We start from the raw sequence: 14,190 nt of genomic DNA on the forward strand, positions 1-14,190 counted from the left end.
GTCATCCCGTCCGATAGTCGCCGCCGCCCTGCGAGCGGGCGTTGACCAGGGTTGGCACGACGGCTTTGACGGCGCTGTTATAAGCCGCCGCGCCAGCGCGACTGGCAGCCGTGACGGCATGGGCCTTCAGATCCTCGGACGCCTCGACCTTGACCGATACCTCGACCTGCTGCGGCGGCGCGCGATCCGGACCGCCGCGACCCGAGCCCACCGCCGCGCGGACATCCTCGTTGGTGACCACGGTTCCCGATGTCGTCGGCATGAAGAATTCGGTGTTCGGGGTGTTTTCATTGACGGCATAGAGCTTGCCAGCGGAGACGCTGCCGCCGCTGGCCCGGCCACCGCCGAATACCGCCGACAGCAGGCTTCCGATCAGCCCGCCAGTCCCGCCGGAGCCGCTCTTGGTGCCGAGCAACCCGGCCAACGGACCCTCTCCCAGCAACGCCGCCTGCAGCGCCGCCTGCGCGATCGCCTTGGCGAGGCTGGTGAATGTATCCTCCAGGCTGTTGCCCTGGATCAGCAGCCCATCGAAGGCGTCATAGAGCGTGCTGGCGAAGAATTGCTGCTGCTCGGCGATCGCCGCCATGGCCTCCTTCTGGTCATAGATCTTACCCGTGAGCGCGACGATCTTCTGGCCGGCCTTGGTTGTCTCGTCGGTCCCAGAGCGCAGCAGATTGTTGTAGATCTCGCGCTGGCGATTGCTCATACCGAGCATGCCCAGCTCATTGTCGAGGCTGTTGGTCAGATCCTGCACGGCCTTGGCCGCGCGCGCCGTCTCATCCCAATCCACCGTACCGCCATCCCAGGCGGCGCCGCCCCGGGACCCGCTTGCCTTGCCTTTGCTCTGCCCGGCGCGCCAGGCACGAATCTCATCCATATTGGCAGGGTCGGTGACCGTAAGCTCAAGCGGCTTCCGCTTTTTCCTGACGGGGTGGAGCGGGGAAGCCGATGGATCCGGCTCGTATTCACTGGTATCCAGATTGACGATGTTATTGAAGCCCGTGGCGAGCTCAGGCGCATTGTAGCCAGCGACACCGCCGACGATCATTCCCATCGCGCCACCGCTCTTGCCGAGCTTGGCACCTTCAAACGCCAGGGCAAGCCGACCAAACGTTTCGACCTGCTTGAGCAGCTTATCCGAGTCCTGAAGGGCAGCCTGAATGAACTCGGAAATTCCAGCTGCAGCATCCCTCACGCCCTGCTGGAAATTCTGCGACGTGACGATCCCTTCGATCGTCTTGATGGCTGGGAGGAACCCGGCCGACATGTTCATGCCCGCCGCCTGCAGCGCTGTGGAAATCGTGTCGAACGAATCTCCCGCGTCCTGGTTCTTCCGGATCACGTCATTCGAGACGATGACGCCGATCTTCTTGTACTTCTCGACCAGTTCGTCGACATGGCCGCCGACGTCGGCCAGCATCGCCGAAAGCTGGACGCCAGACCTGCCGAAGATCTGCGCCAGCAGCGCGTTGCGGCGCAGCGGAGCCTCGATTTTCCCGATGCGCGCCGCGATCTGGTTGAAGAGTTCGGCCGGGCTCTTGTCGCGAATATCAGCGATCCCAAAACCCAGTTCGCCAAGCGCCTTGCGGGCACTGCCGAGGCCCATCTGCGCTTGGCCGAGATTGCGTGTGAACACCAGCATGGCGCTGTCGAGCGTCTCGGTCTCGACGCCAGCGAGCTTGCCGGCATAGCGCAGCGCCTGGAGCTCCTCCGCCGTGACGCCGATCTTGTCGGCGGTATCGCCGATGGCCGAACCCAGATCGACGAAGCGCTTTTCCAGATAGACGATCGCCGCCGCCGAGGCGCCGATCGCCAGGAACGACGTCATCTCGCCGCGAATATTCGAGAAGCCGGTCTTCAGCTTGTTGGCGCCGGCCAGCGTGCGGTTCAGGCTATTGTCGATCGAGCGGAAGGCTTGCGTGGTCTTGTCATAGGCCGTGATATCGAAGCGGATGTTTTCGGCCATCTATTTCTTCCTCGCCAGGATGCGCCGATAGGCGACCCATTCGATCATTTCTTTGCGCGAAAGCTTCACTTCCAGCTCGGCGACGGTGCAGTGCAATTGATCCGCGAGCGAAAACAGGAACATCCGCTCGGGATCGCCGGTCAGTTTTTTTCCGTGTCCTCCACCGAGGCGTCGCCGATGATCGCCATGGCGATCCGCCGAAGCACATGCACGTCGGCCTGCCCCATCAACGCCGGACGGTCGCCTTCGTCGAAGAGCGGTTTGCCCGCCCTATCCTGCGCCTTCAGGATCACCGCCGAGACGAACAGGCGGGCGGAAAGCCCATCATTGGCGCCGGTGATCTTGCGATGTTCCTGCGCGGTCAGCGGCGTCCAATAGATGACGAGCGGCGCATCCGGCTCACCCCATTCCGGCACCGAGAGCTGCTTGGAACCGAGGTCGTGATAGTGCTGCTTGACGCGATCGATGGCGCTCATGGTGGTCCTGACGATGGAAAGAAGGGAGAAGGCGGGCGCCGGCGCGCTACAGCGCGACGCCCGAATATTGCGGACGGAAGGCCAGCACGGTCGTCGACTTGGCGAGCCCGAGCAGGCCGACATATTCGCCTGCGCCGATGTCTGCCACCGGGCAGATACCGCCGGGCGTGTCGGAGAGATAATAGGCGAGACCGGCCGTGAACACGGCACCAAACGTGATGTCGCTGCCGGACTTCGCCACCGAGACCGGCTGGTTGGCGCTCGCGCCATTCAGCGCGATACCGGTCGCCTGCCGCGCTTCCGCCGTCGCGGCGTTCGAGTCGGCAAGCATCCATTTTTCCGTGGCCGCCGCCTTGTAGACGGCCTTGCCGGCTACGATCGCCTCGCCGGCAAAGCCGGATTCGAGGGGGGCGCCGGTGGCTGCCAGTACGTTGGCAGCCGTGATCACAAGATCGGTCATGATCGAATTCCTTGATGGGTGGAGAGACCGCCGGGCGGTGCCGGATCAGATGGTCAATCGGTTCAGCGCTCCGTTGCCGGTGGCCTGGAACGATGCGGTCACGGTCTGGTTGCGCGTATTCTGCCGGCTCACCTGCGTCACCGTCGCAGCGCCGGAGAAATAGACATCCCCGGAATCGGAGCCGCCGCAATAAAGGTTCAGCAACGCGATCGCGGCGCCGACGACCAGCACGTTCTGGCCATTGGTATCCCCCTCGTCCCACCACGCCTCGATCTGCGCCGTCCAGCTCTTCGAGCCGACGTGGTGCTCATCCCATTCGTCGCCGAGCGCCGATTTGTCGGCGACCGCCGCCGTCTCGGTGATCTGGAACGAGGTCACCTCGCCGACGATGTTGGCGCCGAGCTTGACCTGGCCTTCATTGCCGATATGCGTGCCCATCCGGGACTCCTTCAGGCTGTCGTTTGCGTCGGATCGGAATTCTTGGTCCGGTAATGGACATTGAAGCTGAGCCGGATCTCACCGGCACGCTTCTTGGCATCGCCGGTGATCGCGACCGCGGTGCCTTGGTACTCGATCAGTTTGACCAGGCCGCCGAGATTGCCGCTGGCGGCGAGTGCCGTCTCGACCTCCGCCGCGATCGTATCGAGCGTACCGTCGACCAGGACGCCCTCGGCATAGCCGACGACGAACAGCGACAGCGTCCGGCCCTGAATCGTGAGCGAGGAAAATCTGTCGTTCGGCTGCTCCGACGGCGTGAACACAATCAGCGAAGGCAACCCGCCGGGCGGTTCCGGATAGGGCGAGGAATCCTTCACGCGAGAGCCCGTGGTCACAAGCGGGGTGAGCGCGGCGACAACGGCATCGCGGATCTGCTCGCGCGCATGGCTCACGGATCGATCTCCTCGAGGCGCAACCGCGTCATACCCGTGCCATCCGGCTCGATGACGCGGACGGCATAGGTCACACCCTCGACATCAATTTCATCTTCCTCCGCTGCCCCGGCAGGCAGGTCGGCCGAGCGCAACGTGACGGAGGGCGAGCCGGTCGCCATGCCAGGATCGGAGAACGCCATGGCGAAGGGCAGATCGCGCATGACCGCAATATCAGCCGACCCGCCCGCCGCCAGCCGATAGGTCGCGACCGTACCGAAATCGTCAGGATTGACGAAGACGGCGCGATCGGCATCGCTCTCGACAGCCATCAGGTGGCGGGATCGTCGCCGGCCGCGACCGGCTTGCCGTCGCCGTCGGTCAGGTGCTCGGTGCTGAGTTGCAGCCCGGGCGTCGGCTTCTTGGCCACAGGACCGCGGGCCCGCTTCTCGGCCTTGACGGCGACCGCCGGAGCATCGCGCTCGGGAGCCGGCTCGCCGAGCGGCACGATCAGCCCGCCCATTGCCTTCGGCGGCGCATAGTCAAGCATGATTTCCTCGCCGGACTTGAACTGCAGCACGGCATTGGACTTGCCGACGAACAGTTTGCCGCGCTTCTCGACGTCATCGAGCATGTGCTCGCGGCCAGCATATTGCCGATCGGTCAGGCCGATGATCTCGCCGGCTCCGATATGCCCGGCGCCGCCTTCGATACGATAGGGTTTCATGAGGTTCTCCTGGTCGACGGTTCGGCGATCCAGCCGACCGAAGCCGGCTGGACTGGCGGAAACGTCGATCGTCAGGTCAACGTCACCAGGCAGGCGCGCTGCCAGTAGCCGTTGCCACCATTGCGCCAGGCATCGAGGCCGAACTTGTAGGAGTCGTTGTCCTTGAAGTGGTCGCTGTTCTCGTCCCAGACCTTGACGTCGACCGGCGTCTCCTCCTGCAGGATGAAGGGCTTGATCGCCGAGTCCGTGCGGAACACCGCGAACTTGTCGGTCCAAGCACCCAGCCGGACACTGCTCTGCACCTGGAGGCTGTTTCCGGCCTTGATCGCCGGGTTGAGGTTCTGCGCCAAGGCGCCGAGCGCCGCCGGCGCGATGGCATTGCCAGCGACGATCGACAGGCTGGGCGGCACCAGGACAAGAAAGCTGTTCGCATTCTCGTTCATGGGCTCGCCCTGATCGTCCTTGAACGTACCGATCTGAGTGATGCCGGAGACGATCGCCTGCTGCATTTCCTCGATCGAGGGCGCCGTGGTCGAGCCATGCAGCGTTGCCGGAAGAGTGGAGATGTCGACGCTGATCGAGTTCGACTGCGTTCCGGAATTGCCTTCCGAATGATCCGTGTCGAAGAAGTACTGACCATCATAGCAAACGGTCGTCTGGCCGTTGAGGATCAGCGTCGCGAGCAGGCTCGCCCAGTGCTGGTCGGCACGATCCGCATGCTCGTTGACGCGGGCCATGATCTGCCCGGTCTTGTCGCGACGCATGTCGCGGGCGCGGATCTCGATCGTCGATTCGAAGTGCTTGTTGACGATCGTGAAGCCGTTGTCGCGGAACCCCTTCGCCTGGCGCCCACCGACCCATTCGCGCATGGCCGGCGAGAAGCCGAGCATGGCATAGGTTTCGGAGGCCATATCGGAATTGAAGCGATTGGCGATGAGATCGACCCAGGCAGGAATGGCGGGCTGCTCGAGCCGGGCATAGTACATGCCACGGACGCCGGCGACCCCGAGTGCGGACTGGTCCATATTGGTCCCTTTCGAGAGAAGTTGAGATCAGGATGCCGGCGGCGGAGCTCGGCTCCGCCGACCGCGTCGAGCCGGAAGGCTTACGCCTCGCGGGCCCAGGTGCCGCGCTTGCGGGTCACCGACCAGCCGTTGGCGTCGCCATAGCCGATCTCGACGAAGTCGCCGCGACGGGCCGTCGCCTTCGTGTTGATCAGGTCCTTGTTGTCGGCGGCAGTGATGTCCGGCCCTTCGATCATGTCGGCCGCAGCCGGGCTGATCGCGACGCCCGAGACGCCATAGGCCGCGATGTTGCCGATGCGCAGGCCGCCGATACCCTCGACCGCCGGCAGCGTGATCACCACGGCGTCGGTGTCGACCCAGATCCACTTGCCGGCATCCTCGGCATCGACCGTGTAGTTGGCCGACTTGAGCTCGTGCACGAAGCCGCCATAGGGATCGACGAGCACCGGAGCATCGAAATGCACGATGCCGTAGCCCGCCGAGACGAAGCGGTGAACGATGCCGATGAAGACGCCGCCGACCGGCGAGAGCGAGAAGGTGTCGTCGTCGCTGGCATAGACCGGCAGGCCGATATCGGTGATGACGAGACCGGTGACCGGAAGCTCGATCTTGCCGGACTCAACGAGTTCGACACGGATCGCCGCGGCGGCACCGGACGCATTGTCGGCCTTGGCTTCGGCGAAGCCGGCGAAGACATCGCCGGCGGCCAGCGGGCGAGCGTGGCCGGATGCCGGAACGACGCCGACCGCCGCCCCTTCATAGATGATATCCGCGGCGATCATCAGCAGAGCATTGCGGCTGCCGAACTCATAGGCGCGCGGCTTGTTGGCTGCGAGAGTGGTCATGACAATGGTCTCCCAAGCCGCGGCCCGGCGGGCGGCGGAGGTTCAGGATAGGAGGGCGGTGAAATGCGGCTCAGGCCGCCGCGGCGTGCTGGCGGCGCCAGGTCGCCGCATAGTGCTGCCACTGGACGAACTGCGCCTTCAGGATGGAAGAGGCCTCCCATTCCGCCTTCAACTGCTCGTCGTTCTTCGGACCTTCGGCCCCCGCCAGCGGCGCAGCGGCCGTCGCGGCCGGGGCGACGACGCCCTGGGCGCCCAGAGCCTTCAGACGGCCGACACCGCCGCCCTTCGACTTGAGATCGGCCATCAGCGCAATCGCGGCGTCACCGACATTGGCATTGGTCTCGATCAGCTGCGCCGTAAGCGCCTCCTGCCCGTCCGACGCAAGGCCCTGGATGGCCGCGATGCGGGTTCGTTCCGCCGTGACAGCAGCAGTGACGGCCGCTTCCTGGCCGGCACGAGCTTCGGTCACGCCGGCGGCATGACCTTCGGCGCGAGCCGCGCCGACCGCCGCATCATGATCGGCCCGCGAAATGCCCGCATCGGTCGCGGGCTGCCGTTCCTCATTTGCCATTTTGGCTCCTTTCGGCTGAGGGGATGAAGGGCTCCGGCCCGACGTGGCGCGGGTCGCGAGTTCAGAAAGAACGTCTTCGAACGTTCCGATCCGGTCGACGAGGCCGAGATCGACCGCCTCGCTGCCGAGGAACATCTTGGCTTCGGTGGCACGGATCATCGCCGGCGAAAGTGCCCGGCGACCGGCTGCGACCGTTTCGACGAACTGGTCATAGAATCCGTCGACCCAGCGCTGCATGTCTTCGCGAACAGCCTCCGGCAACGGCTCGAACGGATTGCCGTCGACCTTGTGAGCCCCGGCGAAGATCATGGTCGGGGTCACGCCGGCCTTGTCCATCTGCCGGGAATAGTCGGCATGCACCATCACGACGCCGATGGATCCTGAAATGCCAGATGGCGTCGTGACGATTTCACTGGCGCCGGACGCGATCGCATAGGCGGCAGAGGCGGCCATGCCGTTGACCACGGCGACGACGCGCTTCTGCGAGGCGGCCCGACGAACGGCCGCTGCCGCTTCGAACGCACCGACACCCTCGCCGCCGGGGCTCGATATATCGAGCAGGATCGACGTTGCCCGGGCGTCGGCTAGCGCCGCATCCAACTGATACTTGATGCCCTCATAGGACGTCTGACCGGTCGACATATCCTGCCCGAGCCAAGCGCCGCGATCGACCAGGGCGCCGATCACCGGGATGACGGCGACGCCATTGGCCCGACGATATGGCAGGCGCCGGGATGCGCCCGTGATCGGATCCTGTTCGATCGCGTCCCCGGCAAAACGGGATGCTTCGACCCCGGCAACGGATAGTTGCCGCATGCCGCTTTCCGGCAAGCTCTCGTCGATCTGCCGCGAAACCGGCAGGGCGCTGATCGGCAGGCGCCCCTGCAACACCGAAAGCAGGATCGGGATCTTGTCCGGATGGACCAGGAGCGGCGTGTTGAGCACCCGCTCGGCAATTCGCAAGAGCATCGTCATGTCTGCGCGTCCTGCTGATCGTTCTGATCCGGCTGCGGGTCCGTCATTCCGGGCTGCGCCGGGGGCGGATCGACCGATCCGCCTAATCCGGCGCGTTCGCGTGCCGCTTTTTCACGGCCGAGCTGTTCGGTGACGGTGTCGAAATCCGAGCCGCTGCCACCCGTCCGCTCGTCGATTACGTCCTGCCGGGTCCTGACGCCGAGTTCGATATCCTGCTTGTCGGCATCCGATTCCTTTTTCGGATCGAGATTGATCCGAACCGGACCGTTCCAGCGTGACCGAAGCCATGCCTGCCGGATCAGCGGATCTTCGAAGAAGCCAGCAGCCTCGATCCGGCCGCGGGCAATCGCTTCCTCGATCGCCCATTCATAGATGACCTGGCAGAAGTTCCAGGCGAGCCAGGATCGCTTCACCCGGAAGAACTGCCACGCCATTTCCAGCGAGGCCCGGCTTGCCGAATAGGATGCCGTGAAGTGCTTCACCAGCATCTCGTGACCGATGCCGAGCGCCGCGCCGACCTGCCGGCACAAGGCCATCACGAAACCGTCAAAGGCCTCGTTCGGGCGGCCAGGATTGGCAATCTTGACGTCCTGCCCGCTGCCGAGCTCGACAATCGCACCCGCATCCTCGAGCGCGATTTCCTTGCGCCGATCGATGACGGGCGACGGATCATCGGTTCCGACGACGGGCACATCATCGCCGCTGTCGGCATTGGTGACGAACACCGTGAACATTGCCGAGATCAGGGCAGCGGTTGCCTCATAATCCGTGTAGTCGCCGATCTTCTTCAGCGTCTCGATCACCGGCGCCAGATAGGGGACGCCGCGCACCAGGTCTGGGCGCAGGCGTTCGGCCAGCAGGAAGGCGATCACATCGCCGCTTGCGGCGTCTCGCGCGGGCTGCGCCTGCCAGGTCAACGGCCCGACACCAAAATCGTCCGGATGCCGACTGGCGACATGGAAGGCCTTCGCCTGCCCGTTCGCGCCGATCTCGACGCCGCCGGCCATGCTGGCCGTATCCATCTTCCGGTCCGGATTGCAGAGGCGGTCAGACTCGACCAGTTGCACCCTTGTGCCATAAACCTCCGATCGGCTGGGCGCGCGCCATTTGCGAACCACCAGAAGATCGCCGCTTTCCAGCACCGACCGGAACGCCAGCTGCTGCATTTCCCAGAAGCTCTGCGCCGCCGCGAAATCGCAGGTGCGGCAGAATTCCTCGAACTCACGCTCGGCCGTTTTCTGCCATGCCGCCGCTTCATCCTCGCTGAGGTTCAGTAGCTCGCGATCAATCCGGGAGCGCAGCTGCAGACCATCTCCGACGACGTTGACGGTCGTTGTCTGGATCGCGCCGGTCGCCAACGGATTATTGCGGACCAAGTCCCGAGACCTGCCGCGCAGATCACTGAGATCGCCGAGCGTATCGGTATTGCCGCTCTTGGCAGCCGGGCGCCATTTGCGCATCGAGCGCTTGTCGCGCTGCCCGCTCTCATATCCTCCAGCCAGCGCCAGCATGGCGCGCGCACCCATCCGCTCGACGCCGCGGCGCGGATTGAAATAGCCGACGACGCGGTCGAGCATCGTCGGACTGGCGTCGACGACGCGACCCTGGAAGCGGAATTTCATCCGGGCACCACATAGCGGGTTCGACTGCGGCCGGAGGCGCTGCGCTCAAGCGAAGCCACGATGCCAGCCCATTTCTCGCGTTGGCCGGCAACTTCGGCGAGGTCGGCCCGCTTCAACCGGCGATCGGCGATCTGGTATTCCTGGTTGGACAGGATCGCTTGCTCGGCGGCGATATAGCGCGCGAGCATGTCGCGGGCCGTATCGAGGCTGTAGCTTGCCATTTAGCGCTTCCCCAACTTTGCGAACCGGGACTGTCGCCGAGGCGGCGCGCTCTTCTTCGGTTCCATTGCCTTGGCGAAGGCCGCGGCGATCTCGGTCGACGGCGGCGTCTCGCGCTCGACGGCGATCACCGGCGCAACGAAGAGTTCGCCCGTATCGACCGGCACGGAATAAAGCCGGGCCAGCGCCTGCCATTCTTCCCGCGTCTTCCGGGTCAGGCCGAGATGCTCGGCCATCGCCATCGCATAGATGCGGGCATCGAGCAGATGGTTCGGTCCGGTCTCTTTCCAGACCCGCGTCGTGCGTCCGCGCACGGTCTGCTCGGCCAAGTATTCCGCCGTGATCTGCTTGAAGTACGGCAGGTCGTTGTGCTGCCCGAAATGACAGTAGCCAGGCGGGTCGATTTCCTGGCCGGCCTTCCGGCCTTCTTTGCGCAGGTTCGAATAGAACTCGCCCTTGAGCGACCATCCGCCGACTGGCCACACGCGCGAGCGGCCCTTGAGTTTGGCACCCTTGAGAGTGATCGCGACGTCGGTCGGCGTGCCGATCGCCGGTCGGTTCCATCCCGGCATGCCCTTGATGGCATAGGCACGATGCCGGCCGCGCGCGAAGGCGTAGACCTGATTGGCGCGGCCGCCATCGCCGGCGTCGACCGCCATGGCGTCGATCGGGCGGCTGTTGCCGAAGGCATCGACGAACCGCTCGTCATAGACTGCGGCAAGCTTCAGGAAGGCGCCCGCCTGCGGGTCGGTCGTGTCACCCTCGAGGAACCGCGCCGAGACGGACCATGACTGACGATCCGGCGAGAAGGCGACGATCTCGACCCAGATGCCGGAGTGCTGAACGTCGGCGCCGGCAACCAGCAAGAGGCCAAGCGGCGGGATGACGCCTTCCTCGTAGTCGTCACGGCGCTCCAGCAGCCGGACATGATCCGGCGCGTCGCCCTTGATCTCATAGGGGAGGCCGAGGACGTTGTTGAAGAACGACTTCATCTTCTGCTCGTTGCCTTCGGCGAGCAGATATGCCTCGGCGATTTTGTCCCAGGTCGTGAGCTGCGAGATCAGCGCATCGACATGAAACGAGGGATAGAGCCCCTCGGAATTGGTCGCCACGAAGCGGCCTGACCTGACCAGCGCCGCCTTCTCGTGATGCTCGATCGGGCGTCCGCAACACGGCGCCACATAATGGGCGCGATAGGGCGGCTTCTTGGCGAAGCGGAGGTTGCCAAACTCCAGAAAGAGCCCCTCGGCGCATTGCGGGCAATCGATCTGCCAGCGACGCTGATCGCCTCGGCTGTGAAGCGTGTCGATCCGCGAGGCGCCGAGCAGGGTCGGCGTCGAGAGTGCCAGGATCCGGTAGTCGCCCGTGGCATGGAACGAGATGAACCGCGCCTGAAACAGGTCCCAGGGATCCCCCTGCCCGTCGAGATCATCCGCCCACTCGTCGACCTCGTCGCCGATGCCGAGCTTCAACGTCTTCGACTTGAGCTCGCCGGCGGCGTTGGCATTGATCAGGCGCAGCGATCCGCCGGGGAACGGCTTGGTCGTGACCGTCGAGCCCAAGCCCGAGCGCGAGACTTGGCTGCGAATGCGGGACGACAGCGCCGCGGTCTGCTCGATCGTCGGCGTCAGCTTCTCGCGGTTGAACTCCTGCACCGCATCGATCGTCGGCAGTGCATATCCGATGCGGCACGGCGCCCCGTCGATATAGGCGCCGGCGAGACCGATGGCCGCCACGCTTACGCCGGTCTGGGCGCTCTTGCGCACGGCGACCATCGTGTTGCCGGCGTCCGGACCGAGCGCGTCGACAATATCGGCGACATAGGGCGTCAGCTTCGGGTCCCAGCGTCCGCCGGCGCGCGGGCCATCGGGTACGAACAGGTTTTCGGTCATCCATACGGACGGCACGAGCGGCTGCGGCGGAGCAATGATCTCCGCGAGCGCCGCCGCCAAGAGGCCGAGCACGCTGGGAAAGGCGACCGTCATCGTCAGTTGGCCTTCTCTTCCGGATCGTCACCGGTCGCGCCGGCGGCAAGATTGGCGAGGTTGCGGGCCATGCCCTCACGGATGGCGCGGACGCGGCGCTTCAATTCCTCGCGGAGCGCCTGGACGCCGCCTGCGGCCAATGCGCCAGCGAGATCGTCGGCGAAGCTCGGCAATTGCTCGAGGTCTCGGACCATCAGCTCGCCGACCTTCGCAGCCGACGTCTGGATATCGACAACGTCGCGCAGCCGGCCCTGCAGGCGACCGATCTCGATCTCCTTCAGGTCGGCGTCGTAGCCTGCCTTGCGCGTAAGCTCCTGCGTGTAGGTCGGATCCTTCGATCCGGGTTCCGACACATCATCCGGCTCAGTCGAGCGACGCCCGCGAACGCGGGCAACCGTCTCGCGGGCGACGATCTTTGCCGGATCGGTCGCTTCCTGCGTGACGCTGTCCCATGCGGCCAGGTTCACCATGGTGCGACCGTCTTCGGTTCGCGTCGTGATCAGCCCACTCTCGACGAAGCGCTTGAGCCGCTTCGAAATCGCGGGCTGCGACACGCCCTTGATCCGCGCGAGTTCGGAAACGCTGACGTCCATAACCCTCATAACCCCATAACCGGGTCATAACCCAGCTTTTTCAACGGTTTACTAGAGAAATGCCGGGGTTCGAATTACCCGCGGGTGGGTTGGATGCCAGAGGGACCCAACGCGGTTATGGCCATCAAATGGCCTTGTCAGGATATCGGCGCCTTGCCAGCATCTCAGCGTCCGGCCTGGCGCTTGAAGACGCGGCGGAGCGCGTTGTCGATCTCGATCGGGAAGCGCAGCCTCGCGAAGCCTTCGCCCTCGCCGAAGAAGTCGAACCGCTTCCGATAGTCGACAGCCTCGACGAAGATCAGGACGGGAACGACGCTACGACCCTCTCGCTTCCACACGCCCGGAGCCAGATGGCCACCAGGTGCAGCGACGAAGTAGTTGTACTTGCGGTAGCGCTTGTTGCGCTTCGCCGACGCGGCTGTCTTGTTGGCCGTGTAGCCGACCTCGCCGAAGGCTTTCACCTCGGCAAGGATGCGGACCATCATCGGGCCAGAGACGTTGCCATGCGCATCGAGCGGCGCACCGGAGCCCGGCACCCAAAAGCCCCTGTTGCCAGAGAGGCCAGCCAGTGCGAACGCCCGTTCCGAACGCTTCTGCCGTCGCGACCCACCCATCACCTGAGCAAGCAGGTACTTTCCGGCTGGCGTGCCCTTCGGCGCGAAATCCTTGAAGAAGACCGCGGACTCAAGCCGGTCCCGCGTCGCCTGCTGCACGAACATGCCGTTCAGCGTGAACGGGGTCGGCCGATCGAACACCTTCTCCATTTCAAGCCGCAGATGCTTCCGCGTCTCGGCAGCGGTGAAGTTGAGCGCCTTCGGCAGCTCACGCTCGAATTCCTTCTGATCGAGGAAGAGCGCTCGCCTCGCCTCATCGATATTCGACTTGATCGAGATGGTCAGCATCCTGACCTTAGAAGCAAAAAGCCCGGCCTGCATCTCTGCAGCCGGGCCATGCGTCGCCATGGGCGAGGAGCGGGCTTGCCGTCCTCAGGATCTGGTGGCAAGGATCCCGGAGGGCTTGCGCCTCTCCGTCTCACACGATCATCCAGGTCGTCCTGTAGCAAGAGCTATGCCAAGATTCGCAAAAGGTCAATCGGCAGTTTTATCGACCGCCTTCCTTTCGGTCCGAGGGCGATGATCTCAGCCTGCCGTCCAGCGATCCTTTCGACGCGCCCTTCATAGCCCTGGTGACCGCCAGCGGCGATGCTGACCCTGTCCCCGACCTGAAACTCGACAGCATTGGACCCGATCGTCTCGTCGAACATCTTCATGTCCTCCGCCGCCATCAGCCTGCCAATATCCTCCGCATCGACACGCACCGGGACATCGCCATTCGACACGACGAGAATGCCGAGAATGTCGTCGATCGCGCGCACGAGGGTCCAGTTGCGCGGGTCCGGCACGACCTCGAAGAACACATAGCCGCGGAACAGCGCGGCGCTCTTGCGTCGGGCATGCCGGCGCACGCGCACGAAGCGGGTCCGCATCGGCACATAGGCGCGAAAGCCCAGCGCCTTGATCTCATCGGCGACGCCGACCTCGCGCCCCGTCATGACATGCGCCACATACCAGAACGCCTCGCCCCAGCGCTGTTCCAGCACCGGGCCATCGGCCGCCAGATGCGGCAATGCCGCCACGATGTCGCCGATCTTCCATCCGCCCGCGTTCATGCTCGCGCCCTCCGTTCCGGTCCAACCTGTCCAACCTTGAAGAAGAAAAAAGAGAAGGCTGGACCAGCCGAAAGCCGCAGCGCTCCGCCGTTTGTCCAACCTGTCCAACCTGTCCAACCTGTTTCAGCCGGCCGAAAAACACTCCGATCCCGGAGAGCGGGAACCGGCGGCCGAAATGGTCCCCTTTC

The 14,190-nt window shown here is 64.6% G+C and carries 17 protein-coding genes; all 17 read right to left on the reverse strand.

Going from position 1 to position 14,190, the window contains the following annotated elements; translation table 11 throughout:
* Position 1: 1 nt before the first annotated feature.
* The 17 genes from OSH05_RS07800 to nusG all read right to left on the reverse strand — a co-directional run bounded on the left by OSH05_RS07800 (position 2) and on the right by nusG (position 14,002).
* The gene (locus tag OSH05_RS07800) at positions 2–1,966 is read right to left on the reverse strand and encodes a hypothetical protein (protein WP_104221425.1); all 1,965 of its coding nucleotides are present in this window, start codon (positions 1,964–1,966) and stop codon (positions 2–4) included.
* Positions 1,967–2,089: a hypothetical protein gene (locus tag OSH05_RS07805; protein ID WP_266352115.1), complete on the reverse strand. Its 123-nt coding sequence runs from the start codon at positions 2,087–2,089 to the stop codon at positions 1,967–1,969. It lies immediately after the preceding gene.
* 17 nt (positions 2,090–2,106) lie between these two features.
* On the reverse strand, positions 2,107–2,442 hold the full coding sequence (locus OSH05_RS07810; protein WP_104221426.1) for a hypothetical protein: 336 nt from the start codon (positions 2,440–2,442) through the stop codon (positions 2,107–2,109).
* A 46-nt stretch (positions 2,443–2,488) separates the two neighbouring features.
* Positions 2,489–2,902, reverse strand: coding sequence for a hypothetical protein (locus OSH05_RS07815; RefSeq protein WP_104221427.1), 414 nt, complete (start codon positions 2,900–2,902; stop codon positions 2,489–2,491).
* Positions 2,903–2,947: 45 nt separating this feature from the next.
* Positions 2,948–3,340, reverse strand: a complete 393-nt coding sequence (locus OSH05_RS07820) for a hypothetical protein (protein ID WP_104221428.1) — start codon at positions 3,338–3,340, stop codon at positions 2,948–2,950.
* Positions 3,341–3,351: 11 nt separating this feature from the next.
* Positions 3,352–3,792: a hypothetical protein gene (locus tag OSH05_RS07825; protein ID WP_104221429.1), complete on the reverse strand. Its 441-nt coding sequence runs from the start codon at positions 3,790–3,792 to the stop codon at positions 3,352–3,354.
* Positions 3,789–4,103, reverse strand: a complete 315-nt coding sequence (locus OSH05_RS07830; RefSeq protein ID WP_104221430.1) for a head-tail joining protein — start codon at positions 4,101–4,103, stop codon at positions 3,789–3,791. The genes OSH05_RS07825 and OSH05_RS07830 overlap by 4 nt, the downstream gene beginning before the upstream one ends.
* Positions 4,103–4,498 (reverse strand): hypothetical protein, encoded by a 396-nt coding sequence (locus OSH05_RS07835; RefSeq protein ID WP_104221431.1) that lies wholly within the window; start codon positions 4,496–4,498, stop codon positions 4,103–4,105. The genes OSH05_RS07830 and OSH05_RS07835 overlap by 1 nt, the downstream gene beginning before the upstream one ends.
* A gap of 71 nt (positions 4,499–4,569) precedes the next feature.
* Entirely contained in the window at positions 4,570–5,523 is a 954-nt protein-coding gene (locus tag OSH05_RS07840) for a Mu-like prophage major head subunit gpT family protein (RefSeq protein ID WP_104221432.1), read from the reverse strand.
* 80 nt (positions 5,524–5,603) lie between these two features.
* Positions 5,604–6,368: a hypothetical protein gene (locus tag OSH05_RS07845; protein WP_104221433.1), complete on the reverse strand. Its 765-nt coding sequence runs from the start codon at positions 6,366–6,368 to the stop codon at positions 5,604–5,606.
* 70 nt (positions 6,369–6,438) lie between these two features.
* The gene (locus OSH05_RS07850) at positions 6,439–7,914 is read right to left on the reverse strand and encodes a S49 family peptidase (protein WP_104221434.1); all 1,476 of its coding nucleotides are present in this window, start codon (positions 7,912–7,914) and stop codon (positions 6,439–6,441) included.
* Entirely contained in the window at positions 7,911–9,536 is a 1,626-nt protein-coding gene (locus tag OSH05_RS07855) for a phage portal protein (RefSeq protein ID WP_104221435.1), read from the reverse strand. Before OSH05_RS07855 ends, OSH05_RS07850 begins: the two co-directional genes overlap by 4 nt.
* On the reverse strand, positions 9,533–9,757 hold the full coding sequence (locus tag OSH05_RS07860) for a DUF6148 family protein (protein ID WP_104221436.1): 225 nt from the start codon (positions 9,755–9,757) through the stop codon (positions 9,533–9,535). The genes OSH05_RS07855 and OSH05_RS07860 overlap by 4 nt, the downstream gene beginning before the upstream one ends.
* A complete protein-coding gene (locus OSH05_RS07865; RefSeq protein WP_104221437.1) occupies positions 9,758–11,740 on the reverse strand; it encodes a phage terminase large subunit family protein in 1,983 nt (660 codons plus the stop codon).
* A 2-nt stretch (positions 11,741–11,742) separates the two neighbouring features.
* A complete protein-coding gene (locus OSH05_RS07870; protein ID WP_104221438.1) occupies positions 11,743–12,342 on the reverse strand; it encodes a winged helix-turn-helix domain-containing protein in 600 nt (199 codons plus the stop codon).
* Between the two features lie 155 nt (positions 12,343–12,497).
* Entirely contained in the window at positions 12,498–13,235 is a 738-nt protein-coding gene (locus tag OSH05_RS07875; RefSeq protein ID WP_165801742.1) for a hypothetical protein, read from the reverse strand.
* 164 nt (positions 13,236–13,399) lie between these two features.
* On the reverse strand, positions 13,400–14,002 hold the full coding sequence (gene nusG / locus OSH05_RS07880; RefSeq protein WP_104221404.1) for a transcription termination/antitermination protein NusG: 603 nt from the start codon (positions 14,000–14,002) through the stop codon (positions 13,400–13,402).
* Positions 14,003–14,190: the final 188 nt, after the last annotated feature.

The organism is Kaistia algarum (assembly GCF_026343945.1).
Taxonomy (GTDB): Bacteria; Pseudomonadota; Alphaproteobacteria; order Rhizobiales; family Kaistiaceae; genus Kaistia; species Kaistia algarum.

Bases quoted from the DNA above. Each gene is read 5' to 3' on its own strand.
- OSH05_RS07845 (WP_104221433.1), bottom strand. From the start codon at position 6,368: ATGACCACTCTCGCAGCCAACAAGCCGCGCGCCTATGAGTTCGGCAGC.
- OSH05_RS07800 (WP_104221425.1), bottom strand. From the start codon at position 1,966: ATGGCCGAAAACATCCGCTTCGATATCACGGCCTATGACAAGACCACG.
- OSH05_RS07855 (WP_104221435.1), bottom strand. From the start codon at position 9,536: ATGAAATTCCGCTTCCAGGGTCGCGTCGTCGACGCCAGTCCGACGATG.
- OSH05_RS07815 (WP_104221427.1), bottom strand. From the start codon at position 2,902: ATGACCGATCTTGTGATCACGGCTGCCAACGTACTGGCAGCCACCGGC.
- OSH05_RS07840 (WP_104221432.1), bottom strand. From the start codon at position 5,523: ATGGACCAGTCCGCACTCGGGGTCGCCGGCGTCCGTGGCATGTACTAT.
- nusG (WP_104221404.1), bottom strand. From the start codon at position 14,002: ATGAACGCGGGCGGATGGAAGATCGGCGACATCGTGGCGGCATTGCCG.
- OSH05_RS07870 (WP_104221438.1), bottom strand. From the start codon at position 12,342: ATGAGGGTTATGGACGTCAGCGTTTCCGAACTCGCGCGGATCAAGGGC.
- OSH05_RS07860 (WP_104221436.1), bottom strand. From the start codon at position 9,757: ATGGCAAGCTACAGCCTCGATACGGCCCGCGACATGCTCGCGCGCTAT.
- OSH05_RS07820 (WP_104221428.1), bottom strand. From the start codon at position 3,340: ATGGGCACGCATATCGGCAATGAAGGCCAGGTCAAGCTCGGCGCCAAC.
- OSH05_RS07810 (WP_104221426.1), bottom strand. From the start codon at position 2,442: ATGAGCGCCATCGATCGCGTCAAGCAGCACTATCACGACCTCGGTTCC.
- OSH05_RS07835 (WP_104221431.1), bottom strand. From the start codon at position 4,498: ATGAAACCCTATCGTATCGAAGGCGGCGCCGGGCATATCGGAGCCGGC.
- OSH05_RS07865 (WP_104221437.1), bottom strand. From the start codon at position 11,740: ATGACGGTCGCCTTTCCCAGCGTGCTCGGCCTCTTGGCGGCGGCGCTC.
- OSH05_RS07830 (WP_104221430.1), bottom strand. From the start codon at position 4,103: ATGGCTGTCGAGAGCGATGCCGATCGCGCCGTCTTCGTCAATCCTGAC.
- OSH05_RS07875 (WP_165801742.1), bottom strand. From the start codon at position 13,235: ATGCTGACCATCTCGATCAAGTCGAATATCGATGAGGCGAGGCGAGCG.
- OSH05_RS07805 (WP_266352115.1), bottom strand. From the start codon at position 2,089: ATGTTCCTGTTTTCGCTCGCGGATCAATTGCACTGCACCGTCGCCGAG.
- OSH05_RS07850 (WP_104221434.1), bottom strand. From the start codon at position 7,914: ATGACGATGCTCTTGCGAATTGCCGAGCGGGTGCTCAACACGCCGCTC.